Origin of the sequence: Streptomyces sp. NPDC101132 (assembly GCF_044759225.1) — a bacterium.
Lineage (GTDB): Bacteria > Actinomycetota > Actinomycetes > Streptomycetales > Streptomycetaceae > Streptomyces.
In genome coordinates this window covers 178,571-192,913 of record NZ_JBIVYX010000014.1, presented here as the reverse complement: position 1 = coordinate 192,913, position 14,343 = coordinate 178,571, and the positions used below count along the sequence as shown (strand labels likewise).

The 14,343-nt window shown below is 77.2% G+C and carries 12 protein-coding genes; 6 read left to right on the top strand and 6 right to left on the bottom strand.

The features are described from left to right. Positions 1–33: 33 nt before the first annotated feature. Both ACIQUR_RS28640 and ACIQUR_RS28635 read left to right on the top strand, forming a co-directional pair. Positions 34–495 (top strand): VOC family protein, encoded by a 462-nt coding sequence (locus ACIQUR_RS28640; protein ID WP_403670138.1) that lies wholly within the window; start codon positions 34–36, stop codon positions 493–495. Between the two features lie 71 nt (positions 496–566). Beyond that, positions 567–1,109 carry a PIG-L deacetylase family protein gene (locus ACIQUR_RS28635; RefSeq protein WP_403670135.1) on the top strand — a complete coding sequence of 181 codons (543 nt, stop codon included), beginning with the start codon at positions 567–569 and terminating at the stop codon, positions 1,107–1,109. Between the two features lie 370 nt (positions 1,110–1,479). On the opposite strand, the gene ACIQUR_RS28630 is transcribed toward ACIQUR_RS28635, so the two are convergent. After that, positions 1,480–3,690: a hypothetical protein gene (locus tag ACIQUR_RS28630; RefSeq protein WP_403670132.1), complete on the bottom strand. Its 2,211-nt coding sequence runs from the start codon at positions 3,688–3,690 to the stop codon at positions 1,480–1,482. A gap of 477 nt (positions 3,691–4,167) precedes the next feature. Between ACIQUR_RS28630 and ACIQUR_RS28625 the strand changes: the two genes are divergently transcribed. Then, positions 4,168–4,617, top strand: coding sequence for a cytidine deaminase family protein (locus ACIQUR_RS28625; RefSeq protein WP_403670190.1), 450 nt, complete (start codon positions 4,168–4,170; stop codon positions 4,615–4,617). Positions 4,618–4,694: 77 nt separating this feature from the next. After that, positions 4,695–6,872 carry an ATP-binding protein gene (locus ACIQUR_RS28620; protein WP_403670130.1) on the top strand — a complete coding sequence of 726 codons (2,178 nt, stop codon included), beginning with the start codon at positions 4,695–4,697 and terminating at the stop codon, positions 6,870–6,872. 54 nt (positions 6,873–6,926) lie between these two features. Here the strand turns inward: ACIQUR_RS28620 and ACIQUR_RS28615 are convergent, their stop codons facing one another. Then, positions 6,927–7,949, bottom strand: a complete 1,023-nt coding sequence (locus tag ACIQUR_RS28615; protein ID WP_403670128.1) for a glutathione S-transferase family protein — start codon at positions 7,947–7,949, stop codon at positions 6,927–6,929. 219 nt (positions 7,950–8,168) lie between these two features. On the opposite strand from ACIQUR_RS28615, the gene ACIQUR_RS28610 reads away from it, so the two are divergent. Then, positions 8,169–8,435 (top strand): DUF4235 domain-containing protein, encoded by a 267-nt coding sequence (locus ACIQUR_RS28610; protein ID WP_403670125.1) that lies wholly within the window; start codon positions 8,169–8,171, stop codon positions 8,433–8,435. A 111-nt stretch (positions 8,436–8,546) separates the two neighbouring features. On the opposite strand, the gene ACIQUR_RS28605 is transcribed toward ACIQUR_RS28610, so the two are convergent. Together ACIQUR_RS28605 and ACIQUR_RS28600 are read right to left on the bottom strand one after the other, a co-directional pair. Further along, the gene (locus ACIQUR_RS28605) at positions 8,547–9,428 is read right to left on the bottom strand and encodes an SDR family oxidoreductase (protein ID WP_403670123.1); all 882 of its coding nucleotides are present in this window, start codon (positions 9,426–9,428) and stop codon (positions 8,547–8,549) included. Between the two features lie 249 nt (positions 9,429–9,677). After that, entirely contained in the window at positions 9,678–12,158 is a 2,481-nt protein-coding gene (locus ACIQUR_RS28600) for a CehA/McbA family metallohydrolase (RefSeq protein WP_403670120.1), read from the bottom strand. Between the two features lie 339 nt (positions 12,159–12,497). On the opposite strand from ACIQUR_RS28600, the gene ACIQUR_RS28595 reads away from it, so the two are divergent. Continuing rightward, entirely contained in the window at positions 12,498–12,818 is a 321-nt protein-coding gene (locus ACIQUR_RS28595; RefSeq protein WP_403670118.1) for a hypothetical protein, read from the top strand. 12 nt (positions 12,819–12,830) lie between these two features. Here ACIQUR_RS28595 and ACIQUR_RS28590 read toward each other — a convergent pair whose 3' ends face one another. Together ACIQUR_RS28590 and ACIQUR_RS28585 are read right to left on the bottom strand one after the other, a co-directional pair. Beyond that, positions 12,831–13,448, bottom strand: a complete 618-nt coding sequence (locus tag ACIQUR_RS28590; RefSeq protein WP_403670115.1) for a TOPRIM nucleotidyl transferase/hydrolase domain-containing protein — start codon at positions 13,446–13,448, stop codon at positions 12,831–12,833. 75 nt (positions 13,449–13,523) lie between these two features. After that, entirely contained in the window at positions 13,524–14,315 is a 792-nt protein-coding gene (locus ACIQUR_RS28585) for an SDR family NAD(P)-dependent oxidoreductase (RefSeq protein ID WP_403670113.1), read from the bottom strand. Positions 14,316–14,343 lie beyond the last annotated feature (28 nt).

Here is a 14,343-nt window from a genome sequence, read left to right as displayed (position 1 = left end):
GCCCGCAGCAGAGGTCAGGAACGGAGCACACCGATGAGCCGCACCTTCCAGGTCACCTTCGACGCCCACGACCCGCGGGCCCTGTCGATCTTCTGGTGCGAGGTCCTGGGGTACACCCACCCCTGGCCGCCCGGGGTGGACCCGGTGCCGGGCGGGGATCCGCTGGCCGCGTGGGACGTGTTCCTGGCGCGGGTCGGCGTACCCGAGGACCAGCGGAACAGCCGGTCGGCCATCGAGGACCCGGACGGCGACGGGCCGAGGGTCTTCTTCCAGCGGGTACCGGAGGGCAAGACGGCCAAGAACCGGGTCCACCTCGACGTACGGGCGGCGCCCGGCCTCCAGGGGGACGACCGGATGACCGCACTGGAGGGCGAGTGCGACCGCCTGGTGTCCCTGGGCGCCACCCGGCTGCGCCGCTTCGAACCGGAACCCCCGCTGAGCACGGGCTTCATCGTGATGGCGGACCCGGAGGGCAACGAATTCTGCCTGGACTGAGCGCCGCGCGGGGTCGGGCCGTCCGCGACGGGGTAGGGAGCCCCGTGGAATCGACGGATCGGGGAGGCAGGATGGCCCCGCCCAGCCTGCTCGGGGTGTTCGCACACCCCGACGACGAGGCCCTGGCCGCCGGCGGCCTGCTCGCCCGGCACGCGGCCGCCGGCGCCCGCACGGCCGTGGTCACCGCCACCTGGGCGGCCGGCACGCACCGGGCCGCCGAGCTCGCCGATGCCCTGCGGATCCTCGGCGCGGGCGCGCCGCGGCTGCTCGGCTTCGCCGACGCCCGCGTGCCGGAGTCCTCCCCCGGCCCGCGCTTCGTCGACGTGCCGGTCGAGGTGGCGTCGGCGCCGCTGGCGGACCTGCTCGCCGGCGTCGGCAAGCGCCTGCACACCGTCCCGGACGGGTACGCGACCACGGCGGTCGACGTACGGCCCTGGACCGACCGGAAGTGGGCGGCGGTCCTGGCGCACCGGTCCGAGGCCCGCCGGGCCCGCTCGCTGCCGGGCCTCCTTTCCGGACTGCCGGACGCGGCCCGTCGGCGGCTGCTGGGGACCGAATGGTTCACCCGGCACGCCGAACACGGCGGTCCTCGGGCGGACGGAGACGCCGGCTAGGCCCTGTCTTTCGGATCAGGTCGGATCAGGGAGCGGGGTCTGGTGCGTGCGATCGCAAGGCGGAGGAGGGAGTCAACGCGGTGGGGGTACCCCCAGCGGTAGCTGGGGGACGTTGGCGACCGACGACAACGCGGCGAGCGTGCGTGCCAGGCCGCGCGAGCCCGGCGTGATCCGAAAGCCAGGGCCTAGCCGCCGTCGGGCACAGCGGGATGCGCTCGGGGCCCGTTTCGTGGGCCGGTGAGGGCCTCGCCGGCGCGGCCTCCCGGACCGGTCCGCGTCGCTGCGCTGCTCGCCGAGGACTCGCCGGCGGCCGGGCTCGGCCGGGAGGGGAGGAGGTGCGGCACGGGTTGCCGGTGGGGGCGGTCGTCCGTCACCGAGGGGGCGGGCGGGTTCCGGTCGCGTCCGGGTGGTGGGCGGGCAGGGGGCGGGTACCGGGTGTCCAGCCGTCGAGGTGGGCGCCCGAGTCGAGGGTTCCGGAGAGGCGTACGTCCGGGTCGGGCGCGGTGGGGCGGGTGGTGGGGAGGCGTACGGCCAGGAGGTGGCCGCGCGCGGTGCCGGTGACCGGGCCGGCCGCCTCGACCGTGTGGACGCGCCGGCTGCCGGCCGCGAGGAACCACCGGGCGCCCGAAGGCGCCGGCCAGACGGCACCCGCCAGCATGTCCTGGCCGAACCTGCTGCAGGCGGCCGTGCCGTCGGCCTCGCGGACGGGGTGGGTTTCGGCGTCCGCGGTCCGCCGTCCGGGAACCTCCAGGGTCACGGACACCCGTCCGGTGCCCTCCCAGGTGTCCGCCCGCAGGCACACCCACGAGGCGCGGCCGCCCGCCTCGGGCAGGTCCTGGGCGGCGAAGTCCCAGCGGTTGACGGCGCGTACGCCCGCGTCCCGGAGACCGGTGAGCCCACAGGCCGACCGTGCCCAGGAGTCGAGCGCGGCCTGCCCGGTGGCCTCGCGGGGCTGCCGGGCGGGGGCGCCGGAGCCGGGCGGCGGGGTCCAGGTGAGGTGGGCGGGCAGCAGGCCGCCGAGGTCGGCGACGAGGAAGCCGTGCTTCTCCACGATGCGGGTCGAGGAGCGGAGTTGGAGTACGGGGAGGCGGGTGCAGTCGAGGGCGGCCGGACTTCGTGGTGCGGATCCGGGTGCCGCGCCGGGAGTCGGGACCGGGGCCGTCACGCCGTCCGGGGTCGTCGGCAGCGGACGGGCCGGGGTGCGGGGGGTGAGCAGGTCCCGGGTCTCGCTCGCGGCGACCCAGGGCGCGAGCAGGTAGCGGGTCCCGGAGGGGGTGCGCGCCAGGACGACCGCGGCCGCGGTGGTGACGTCGGCTCCGTCGGCGCGGGCCAGGTGCAGTTCGGGGGCGCCGGCGACGTCGGCGGCGTCGGCGGGTTCGGTGTAGCGGGCCAGCCGCTCGCCGTCGTGGAGCAGCACGACCAGGCTCCGGCCGACCTGGCCCGCGTACAGCAGGCGCGGGGGTGCGGTGGGGGCACCGGTGGACGTGTCCGGGGTGGCCGAGGTGCGGAGGCCGGGGCGTCCGTACGTCCCCCAGGCACGGAGGGCGCGGCCGAGCAGCGGGGTGTCGGCGGTACGGGTGCCCCGGGCGGGCCAGGCGGTGAAGTCGACCCTGGAGGTGTCGGCCCACCTGCCGGGCGGGGTACGGCGCAGGGCGGCCGGGTCGAGCGCGGCGTCCACCGTGGCGCGGACGGCGGAGGGCCGGTCCGTCGCGGGCTGCCCGGCCTGCGGCAGGAAGAGCGCCCCGGCGGCGGCCAGCGTCGCGGTCGCGGCGGCCGCCCAGCGGATCCGGCGCCGACGCCGGATCAGGTCGGTGGGGCGGAGGTGGACGGTACAGGGGTCGAACTCGCTGCTGAGGAGAAGCGATTCGGCGGTGGGGGGTTCCGCGGTGCCGGTCGGGGGCTCGGCTCCCGGCACGTGCACGTGCACGGATACGGGAGCGGACGGGGGTACGGGATCGCCGGCCGCGGCGGCGAGGCCGGCGGCCGTGCGGACGGCGGCCTCGGCGTCGGCCGCGCCCGCGGCGGCGAGCAGCCGTGTGGTGGCGGGCTCGTCGAGGCCCTCCAGGAGGCGCAGGCCGAGCGCGGCCCGCACCGGGGCCGCCACGTCAGACAGGGCGCGGTCCAGGCCCAGTTCGGCGGCACCGCCGGAGCGGGGGAAGAGCCGGAGGCCGACGACCGCGGGCAGGGGTGTGCGGGGCCGGCGGCGGCCGTGCCGGAGGGCGGCCCGTACGACGCGGGCGCGCAGCCACGCGTAGGCGGGGTCCTCGGGTGCGGGGGTGTCGTCGGCGGCCGGGCGGGGCCCGGGCAGCCGGGGTGTGCCCGGGTGCGGGGGCGCTTCGGGCGGGCCGGCGGCGTACGGGGGTGCCGCGGGGTCGGGACGGCCGGTACGCGTACCGGCGAGGGCCCGCTGCACCAGGCCGTGGGCGGTCACCACGCGCCGGTGGCGGCCGAGGGTGGGCGGCAGGATCAGGTGGGCGAGGCGGACCAGGCGGGGGTACTGGCCGACGAGTGCGGCCTCCGCCTCGTGTCGCGCGGGTCGCGCGTGGGCTATCGCGGTGTTCCGGTCGCGTGACGACTGCATGCCCGACCAACGCCGCGCCGCGCGCCGGGGTCACTCCAAACCTGTGAACGGGCCCTGGCACCTGGGGGTGGGGGTGCGGCGGCGTACGGCTGCGGGGAGACGGCCGTCGCCCGCGAGGCGCGGGGGTGCGGGGGCGCGGACGGGTACGTCCGGCTGCGAGCCGGTGCCGCTCCCGCGGGCGGGCGGACGGCCCCCGTCCGGATGCGCGACCGGAGCCACGGAGTCGGCGGAGCGGGGACGGCAGGCCGCCGTCCGCCGCGAGCTCCGCCGGGGCCCCGGTACGAAGCCGCCCCCGGCCCCGACTCCGCAGGCCGAACGACCGGCCGGCCACCTGGCTGGCACCAGCCGCGGAGACGGGGCCGCGGCATCGCCCCCGGCCCGGTCGTCACGGTCGCACCAAGGGATCCCCACCCGTCGCGGCATCACCCGCCCCCCCCCGGCCCGCCTCCCGTCCCCGATGCCCGGCATCCGGGCGGCATCCGTGGCCGCCCCGAGGCAGGTGCCGGCTGCGGGAGGGCACCCCGCACCACCGAACCGCCGACCACCTCCGTCAGCACCGCGAGAGCCTCGCCCCTCAGGGGCCTCCCCCACCGGCAGTGCGGTGCGGCCGCCGCGGGCGTGCGGCGGGCCGGCCGGATCGTCACCGCCGTCAACGCCTACCACTTCACCGGAGGGCCCTGCGCCGAACTGGTCCTGATCGGGTCGGCGGCCGCCCAGGGTGCGCACGAGCTGCGCACGATCGTGGCCGTGGGCGACCGCGACCGCGGGGTCGTCCCGCCGTGCGGCCGGTGCCGGCAGGTGCTGCTCGACTACTTCCCGGCCCTGGAGGTCATCGTCGGTCACGGCGACCGCACCCGGGCGGTGCCCATCGCCGACCTGTTGCCCGAGACCTACGTCTGGGCGGATCACCAGCTCGACGCCGGGTAGCGGCGAGGACGGCCCGGGGGCGGTCCGGGGACTCCGGGTGGCGCGGAGCGGCCGGGCCGCGGCGGGACAATCACCGTGTGCGCACCCCCATTCCGTCACAGGACACCTCCTTCGTGGGCCGGGACGCCGAGGTGGCGCGGCTCCGGCCGTGGCTCCGGCGGCCCGGACTGATCACCGTCACCGGCTCCGGCGGGGTGGGCAAAACACGGCTCGCCGCCCGCCTCGCCGCCCTCCTTTCGAGTGAACCGGGCGGGGAGGGAGTGGACGTGGAAGCGGCAGTCGGGGGCAGGGCCGGGGTCGACGTGTGCTGGACTCCCCTGTGGACGCTGCGCGGTGGCGGGCTGCTCGGGGCCGCGGTGGCCGAGGCCGCGGGGCTGGCCGACCATTCGCCGCGGGTGCCCGTCGCGGCGCTCACGGAGTGGATCGGGCGGCGTCGGGTGCTGCTGGTCCTGGACTCCTGCGAGCACCTGGTCGCCGAGTGCGCCGCCCTGGCCGGCGAACTGCTCGCCGCCTGCCCGGCGTTGACGGTGCTGGCCACCAGCCGCGAGCCGCTCGGGGTTCCCGGCGAACGCGTCCACGAACTGGGGCCGCTGCCGGCCGCCACCGACGGGCTCACGCTGTTCCTCGACCGTGCGGCCGCCGCCGGCGCCGCGCTGACCCGGCCCGTCGACCTCGCCACCGCGGCCGGGCTGTGCCGGAGGCTCGAAGGCATGCCGCTCGCCCTGGAGCTGGCCGCGGCACAGCTGCGCGAGCGCCCGCCGGCCGCGCTGGCCGCGCTGCTCGGCGAAGGGCTCCACGAGGTGCTGGACGAGGGGCCGGACGAGGGGCGGGCCGACGACCTCGGGGCGGCCGCGGCTGCGCGTCCCCGGCGCCTGCGCGCGCTGCGGACCAGCATCGGCTGGAGCCACGAGCTGTGCACGCCGGCGGAGCGGCTGCTGTGGGCCCGGATGTCGGTGTTCCGGACGGAGACCGGCCTGGCCGTGCTGCGCGCGGTCTGCTGCGGGGGCCCGCTCGACGCGCCCGCCCTCGACGCCGCCCTGGCGGGGCTCTGCCGGAAGTCCGTGGTGACGCTCACGCCCGAGGGCCGCTACCGGATGCTGGACACCGTACGGGAGTACGGCGACATGTGGCTCGCGGAGCTCGGGGAGCGGGACCGGGTGGCCGACCGGCACGGCCGGTACTTCCTCTCACTGGCCCGGGAGGCGGACCGGGCCTGGTTCGGGCCGGCCCAGCCGGGTGCGTACCGGGACCTGGGCGAGGCGTACCCGGACGTGTGCGCCGCCCTCGACCACCTCGGGCTCACCGACCCCGCCGCGGCCCTCGAACTGGCCGCGCTCGTCGGCTTCTTCTGGGCCTGCGGCGGCCACCTCCACGAGGCCGGGCACTACCTGGCCCGGGTCACGGCGACCGGCGGCGCCGGGCCGGACGGGGCGGTACGTCCCGGCCCGGCGCCCGACGGGGAGGCGCCGCACCGGGACGTACCGCTCCACGCGTACGCCGCCCCGGACGCCCACGCCCGGGCGCTCTGGGCGCTGGGGCTGGTGCGGGCGCTCCAGGGCGACCTCCCGGCCGCGGCGGAGCTGGCCCTCACGAGCCGGGCCCACGCGGAACTGCTGCGGGACGACGACCGGCTGCTGGACGCCGCCTACCTCCAGGGGGTGGTGCTGCTGCTGCGCGGACGGGCCGCCGACGCCGGGGCCTGTGCGGCCCGGGCCCTGGCGGAGCTGCGCGGCACGCCGGCCAGGCGGGTCCGCTGCCTGCTGGTGGGCGTGTTCGCGCTGACCGGCGAGGGCCGGCTCGCGGAAGCCCTGGCGGCGGCCACGGACCTGCGGGACGAGTGCGTGCGCCGCGGGGAGGTGTGGACCCGGTCGTACCTGGACCACCAGCTGGCACTGGGCGCGCTGTTGAGCGGCAGCCCGGCGGAGGCGGAGGTCTGCGCGCGCCGGATGGTGGCGGGCAAGGACGCGATCGGTGATGCGTTCGGGGTGGCCCTGGGCCTGGACCTGCTGTCGGCGAGCCTCGCCGCGCAGGACCGGGCCACGGAGTCGGCGGACGTCTACGGGGCCGCGTTCGCGTGCTGGCGGACGGTCGGGCACCCGCAGCGCGGCACCCCCGAGCTGTCGGCGGTACGCGACGGTGCGGAGCGGAGGGCCCGCGCGGCGATCGGGGACGGGGCGTACGACCGGGCGTTCGTGGCCGGAGCGTACGAGGACCCGGGCGCGGCCCTGCGCCGGATCCTCGCGGAGCCCGTCTGACGGGCCGCCGCGGGCGGGCACGGCCCGCCGCCGGATCCTGGCGGAGGGCGGGGGTCAGGCTCGGGCGGCCGTGGCCCAGGGGGTGTGGGCGACCGGCACGGCCTCGGACGGCTCGGGCGGGCCGGGCGGGGTGCCGTCGCCGAAGGGGCTGCCGCCCAGGGCCTCGCGGCCGTGCGGGGTGAGCCAGCCCGCCAGGTCGGGGCCGGCAGGGACGATGCCGGTCGGGTTGATGTCCGCGTGGACCTCGTAGTAGTGCCGTTTGATGTGCACGAAGTCGACCGTGTCGCCGAAGCCCGGCGTCTGGAACAGGTCCCGCGCGTACGCCCACAGCACGGGCATCTCGGTGAGCTTGCGCGCGTTGCACTTGAAGTGCCCGTGGTAGACGGCGTCGAAGCGCACCAGCGTGGTGAACAGCCGTACGTCGGCCTCGGTGACCGTGTCGCCGACGAGGTAGCGGGAGCCCGCGAGCCGTTCCGCGAGGCGGCCGAGCCGCTCGAACAGCGCCTCGTAGGCCTCCCGGTACGCGGTCTGGGAGCCGGCGAACCCGGCCCGGTAGACCCCGTTGTTGACGTCCTCGTAGACCTCCGCGTTCACCGCGTCGATCTCCGCGCGCCGCTCGGCGGGGTACAGGTCCGGCGCTCCGGGACGGTGGTGCGCGGTCCATTCCAGGGACAGGTCGAGGGTGATGGCGGGGAAGTCGTTGGTCACCACCGCTCCGGTGGTGACGTCCACGACCGCCGGGACGGTGATCCCGCGGTCGTAGCCGGGGTCGCGGGCGAGGTAGGCGTCGCGGAGCCGTTCGATGCCGAGCACGGGGTCGCGGCCGCCGGGATCGAGGTCGAAGGTCCAGCTGCGCTCGTCGTGGACGGGCCCGGCGACGGCCATGGGCAGGGCCCGCTCCAGGCCGAGGAGGCGCCGTACGATCACGGCCCGGCCGGCCCAGGGGCAGGCGCGGCTCACCACGAGCCGGTAGCGGCCGGGCTCCACCGGGTGGCCTTCGCGGCCGTCGGCCGTGATCCGGGTGGTCAGGTACCGGCTGTCGCGCTCGTAGGCGGCGCCGTCGTGTACGTAGCTCACGTCCCGCCCCTACCCGCCGTCCGCCGCCTGCAACGCGCGCGGACCTCCGGCCGGGAGGAGTGGGGCGGCGGGACGGGGGTAGGCGAGGGGCCCGTGGAGGACGCCACCGGCGCACGGACGCCGGAGCCACGGACGCACGGAGGCGCGGACGCCACGGACGACACGCACGGAAGCACGGAACGCACGGAACGAGCACGACGAGCACGGAAGGCGGCGGTCATGAAGGCGGCGGCGATCACGTACAAGCCGGTGGGCATGGTGCTGGGCACGGTGGGCGGCCTGGCGGCCGGTGCGCTCTTCAAACAGCTGTGGAAGGTGCTGGGGCACGAGGAGGACGCACCCGACGCCACGGACGAGGAGCGGACGTGGCGGGAGGTGCTGGTCGCGGCGGCCATCCAGGGGGCGATCTTCGCTCTGGTCAAGGCGGCCGTGGACCGTGCGGGCGCGACGACGGTCCGCAAGGTCACCGGCACCTGGCCGGACTGACGGCTCGGCCGGGCCCGGTGCGGGCGGGTCTGCCGGGGGGCAGGAGCGATCTGCCGGGGGGCAGGAGCCGCCCCGGGGCAGGGGCCCTGGGCCCCTGCCCGGGCGCCCCGCTCAGGGCAGGGGCGTGCCGCCGGTCGCGTTCATGATCTCCCCGGTGATGTAGCCGGCCTGCGCGGAGGCGAGGAAGACGTACGCGGGGGCCATCTCGGCGGGCTGCGCGGGGCGGCCCAGTGGCGACTGCTTGCCGAACTCCCGGGTGTCCGGCATCGTCGCCGGGATCAGCGGGGTCCACACGGGCCCGGGGGCGACGGCGTTGACCCGGATCCCGCGCTCGGCCAGCATCTGGGCGAGGCCCTGGGTGAAGTTGGCGATGGCGCCCTTGGTCATGGCGTAGTCGAGCAGGTGCGGGCTCGGCTTGTAGGCCTGCACGGACGTGGTGTTGATGATCGACGCCCCCGCCGTCATGTGGGCCAGGGCGAACTTGGACAGCCAGAACATCCCGTACAGGTTGGTGCGCACCACCCGGTCGAACTGCTCGGTGCTGATGGCCTCGATGCCGTCGGGCTGGGACATCTGGTACGCCGCGTTGTTGACCAGCACGTCGATCCCGCCGAGTTCCGCGACGGTGCGCTCGACCAGGGCCCGGCACGCGGCCTCCTCGCGGATGTCGCAGGCCACCGGCACCGCCCGGCGGCCGGCCTCGCGTACCAGCCGCGCGGTCTCGTCGGCCTCCCGCTCCTCCTCCGGCAGGTGCGTGAAGACGACGTCGGCGCCCTCGCGGGCGAAGGCCAGGGCCACGGCCCGTCCGATGCCCGAGTCCCCTCCGGTGACCAGGGTGCGCAGGCCGGTCAGTTGGCCGTGGCCCCGGTACGAGTCCTCGCCGTGGTCCGGCGGCGGATCCATCGGCCCGGTCCACCCGGGCGGGGACTGTTCCTGGGCCGGGAAGTCCGGCCGGGGGTACTGCGTCGTGGGGTCGGGAAGCCGTTCGTCCACCGCTGATCGCCCTTCGTTCGGCCCCCGGGCCCCGGTGCCGCCTGCGGCCCCCGCCCCCGGCCCTGCTGTCACGTACGTCTCCCTGTGCCGCCTTCCCCCGGCGGCCGCGCCCATGCGCGCGGCCGGGGCGGCCCGGGTGCCCGTGCGGCGGGGGGCACGGGCGCGGCACGGGCACGCGGGGAGGCGTACACCGGCCGCGCCCTCCCGTACGGGCACCCGGGCCGCGCACACCGGGCCGGGGCATCCCGCCTATCCGGCGCTCACCGCGGTGACGTGGGCCGTGCCGTCGCGGAGGGCGGTGACGCGGACCTGGCCCGCAGGGAGGCCGTCGGTGCCGTTCGGGCCGGGGATCCGGGCGAAGTCGGTCCAGGAGCCGTCGGGCCGCCGGATGGTGTGCCAGGCCCGGCCGTCGAGGCCGACCGCCACGACGTGTGCGGCGCCGTCGGGCGTGCCGGCGATGCCGATCGCGCTGGCCCCCATGGTGGGGGTGGTGACGCCGCGCGGGGGCCGGAAGCCCGTCCAGGAGCCGTCCGGGCGGCGCAGCTGGTGGTAGACCATGCCGTCCAGGCCGATCGCCAGGACCTGTGACGAGCCGTCGGGCATGCCCGTGATGGACACGGCGGGACCGGAGAAGGTGGCCGCCCCGTCGTAGCCGGCCATCCGCCCCCACGGGCTCCACGAGCCGTCGGCCCGGCGGACGCGGTGGTACATCGCCCCGTCGGTGCCGTAGCAGGCCAGCTGCGCGGAACCGTCGGGCATCGCGGCGACCGCCACCTTCGTCGCGCCCCAGCGGCTCGCGCCCGCGTCGCCCGGTACGGGTCGGAAGCCGGTCAGGCCGCCGTCGGCGCGCCGCTGCTGGTGGTGGACGGTGCCGTCCAGGGCGGTCACCACGATCTGGCAGGTGCCGTCCGGGAACCCCGCGAGGTCCGCCTCCCGGACGGTGAACTCGGCCTTGCCGTCCGGGCCGGTGATCCGCTGCCAGGGAGAGAGCGTGACGGATCCCCGTACGGAGGTCAGCCACAGGCTGTTGTCGGGCGCGACGCCCAGGACCACGACCGAGCCGTCGGCCATCCCGGCCGCGGCGGTCTGGAGCCCCGCGAACGAGGCCGCGCCCCCGGCGCCGGGCAGCGGCCGCATGCTGCTCCACGTGCCGTCGGGCCGGCGCTCGCTGTGGAAGAGGGTGCGCCGCTCCACGTCGTACGGGGGCAGCCGGGCGGAGTGGAACCAGACCGGGTTGGTGACGGCGACCAACTGGTCCAGCGTGGTGGAGGCGGGTCTGGGCCGGCGGACCTCGGCGCGGGCGAACAGCGAGGCCTTGCCCCAGCCGCGCCACCGCAGCTGCCCGCGGCCGCCGGCGCCGATCCAGGTGGCGGCCATGATGCCCCACTCGGTGTACAGGGTGACGATGCTGTCGGGCGCGCCCGCGACGTCCACGGTGACGTCGACGGCGTCGAAGAGCGACAGCAGCAGCTCCTCGCCGGGGCCGGCGGCCGCACCGCCGCCGCGGGCCGTCAGGTCCACGGTGACGGCCGCCGACTCCACGGCGTACGAGCGGCCCCGGCGCAGCGCGTCGAGGACGGCGGGCGCGGAGAGCGACGCGGCGCGCACCACGTTGTGGGGCCGTCCGACGGCGTCGGCGGGGCCGTGGGCGTCGCTGTTGCCGACGGCGGCGACCCGCTTGCCGAGGCAGAGCAGGGCGTGCCAGGCGGCGATGTTGGCCGCGTCGTCCAGGGTCCAGGGGCCGTTCCACACCTCCAGCGCGTCGACGCGGTCGAGGCCGAACTCCCAGAACGAGCCCTCCGCGGGGGTGAGCGGGTGTGCGGCGATCGTGAGGCCGCCCAGGCTGTGGACCCGGCGGGCGTGGGCGTCGAAACCGCCGTCGCGGGGGCTGTGGTGCCAGTCCACCCACTCGCCCTGGGGCAGGCCGACGGCCAGCCAGTGGCCGTGCCGGGTGGTGACCTCCTCGGCGTTGAGGACGAGCAGGTCGGTGGGGACGTTGCCGCGCCAGGACACGCCGGTGGAGCTGGTGTTGTGGTCGGAGGTGGCGAGGAAGTGCAGGCCCTCGCGGCGGGCGGCCTCGACGATCTCGTCGACGGTGCGCCCGCCGTCGGAGTGCACGCTGTGCAGGTGGAGGTCGCCCCGGTACCAGCCGGGGCCGCGGCCGGGCACGGCGGCCGGCAGGAGGTCGTACGGGCGGCCGGGCAGCGGGTCCCCGTGGTGGAGGGTGACGGTGACCTGCCAGGCCATGCCGCCGGCCGCGCTGACGATGGGGCCGAGGGCGACGTACCAGGGGCCGGGCTCGATCGGCCCGGGCAGGTATCCGGGGGTGGCGTCCGCGCCGGAGAGGGTGAACTCGGAGCGGGCGCTGCCCGACCAGCCGCGGAAGCCGGAGGGGCCGAAGATGCCGGTGTCGAGGATGCCGGCGGCCGCGTCGTATCCGGAGGACACCGTGATGCGCCGGACGCCGGCGGGGACGTCGAAGGGGACGGAGGCCCACTGGTCGAAGCCCTGGGGCGAGTGGCCCCGGTAGGTGGTGGTCACCGTGTCCGTGTCCTGGCCGGTGGTGGTCGCGGCGCGCGCGAGGGGGGCGGGTGAGAGCGCGGCGGCTCCGCCCGCGGCGAGCAGGCCGCCGAGCCGGAGCAGGGTCCTGCGCCCGACCCCGGGGGCGGGGGTGAGGGGGGTCTCGGAAGGGTGGTTCGGGGGGTGGTTCGGGGGGTGGTCGCTCAGCACGGCCTGGCTCTCCGTTCACGTGACGGGGCGGGCGGGCAGGGACGTTGCGGGGCAGGGCAGGGCGTGCCGTGCCGGGCCGTGCTCCGGCGTGCCGCGGCGCGGGCAGGCGTACGGGACCGGGCCCGGCGGCCGTACGGGGTCGCCCGGGCGCAGCCGGCCGGCGCGCCGGGCAGCCGGCCCGGATCCGAGTCGTTCGAACGAACAGTAGGGCCGCGGCCGTTGGAGGACAATGGCGCGGGCGTCGGGGGCGGGCGGCCCGTACGGGTGCCGCTGACCCGGTCGGCGGACGGCGCCGAGCCGGGGGCCGCGCCGGGGCCCGCGGGGCGTTACCGTGGCCGCATGAGTGCCGACCCCGCGGCCGTCCTGACGGTCTGTCCGGACTGCACGCGCCTGCGCCAGACCGTGCAGTACCCGGCGCGGCGCGCGCAGCAGTCCCCCGAAGGTGCGCCCCATCCGCTCACCCGGCTGGCGCGTCACCTGGCCAACCGTCACCTCGACCTGGTGCCCGGCTGGTTCGCGGACTGCGACCGGTGCGTGGAGCTGAGCACCGCGCTCGGGCAGGCGGCGGACCGGGGGCTGCTCGGCGCCGGGGCCGCCCAGGCGGGCGCCGAGCACCGGGCCCTGCACCTGCTGACCGCGTCGGAAGCGCGGGTCCGCTGACGGCCGGCGGGCTCAGAGGCCGGCCAGCAGGCCCTCCAGCGGGGCGGGTACGCGGTCGGGGTCGAGGGCCTCGACCAGGACGTGGCCGTAGCGGATCTTGCGCCCCTTCTTCGTGCCGAGGAAGCGCCGCATTCGTTGCTCCGCGCCGCGGTCCCGCTGTGCGGGCTGGTTGAGGAAGGTCTCCAGGGCCCGCTCGTCCCCCTCCGCCCTGACCAGGTCGGCCACCCGCGCGACGCCCAGGGCCCGGATGAGCTCGTCCTCCAGGTCGGCGGCGCAGACGAAGAACCCCTCGGGCGGGGCTCCCGCCCGGGCGAAGCCGCGGTCGTAGTAGGGGCGTTCGCGCTCGTCGCACAGTCCGGTGAGGCGCAGGCCGAGGCCTGAGGGGCCGAGCAGGGCCGCGAAGCGGCCGACGTTCATGGCCCCGCCCATCGACAGGACGCAGGTCCCCTCGGCCGCCAGGTCCCGGCCGCGGCGGGCGGCCAGTGCCTCGACGGCCGCGACGTCGCTCGGCCCTTCCAGCAGCACCACCGTGCGGACCCCCAGCCGTCCGGCCAGGTCGCGGGCGGGGCCGGCGGGGCCGCCCGCCGCCCACGCGGTGACGGCCGCCCGGAACTCCCCCATGTCGCTCATGGCCCGAGTCTCGGCCCTGCGCGCCCGCCGCGCGAAGGGTTTTCCGACCGCGGCCCCCGGGCCGGGGCCGGCCCGTCAGCGGCGGGACCGCTGGGCCTCGACGATCTGCCGTACGGAGCCGTCGAGTCCGGCCCGCGCCTGGACCCGCTCGGCGAAGCGGGGGAACTGGCCGGCCACGGCGCTCAGCAGCCGCAGCTCCAGCGGGGCCACGTTCAGTTCGCACAGGTCGCGGCGGACGGCCCGTACGACGCCCTCGGCGACGCGGCCGGGGGTGACGGTCCTGATGCCGCTCGGGGTGGCGGCTCCGGTGGCCGCGAACATGCCGGCGTCGCGGACGAACCCGGGCTGGACCAGGGACACGCCGACGCCGGTCCCGCCGAGGTCCTGGCGGAGGGCGAGGGCGAAGCCGCGCAGCCCGAACTTGGTGGCGTTGTAGAGGGAGGTGGAGCGGGTGGCCGCCTTGCCGGAGATGGAGCCGACGAGCACGATGTGGCCGCGGCCGCGGGCCACCATGGGGGCGGCGAGCAGCCGGGACAGCACGATGGGCGCGCGCAGGTTGACGTCGAGGGCGCGGTCGAGCTGCTCCTCGGTGTAGTCGAAGAGTTCGCCGCTGGCGGGCAGGGCGGCGTTCGCGACCAGTACGTCGGTGTCGGCACAGGTCTCGGCGAGGCGGGCGACGTCCTCCCGTACGGCGAGGTCGGCGAGGACTCCCCGGGCGCCGTGGGCGTCGGCGGCGGCCTTGAGGGCGTCCTCGCGCCGTCCGGTGACGGTGAGGCGGGCCCCGGCCGCGGTGAGGTGCGCGGCCAGGGCCGCCCCGATGCCGCCGGTGGCGCCCGTGAGCAGAACGTTCGCTCCAGATATGTCCATGACAACTCCTGTGCTCGCCCGTGTTCGT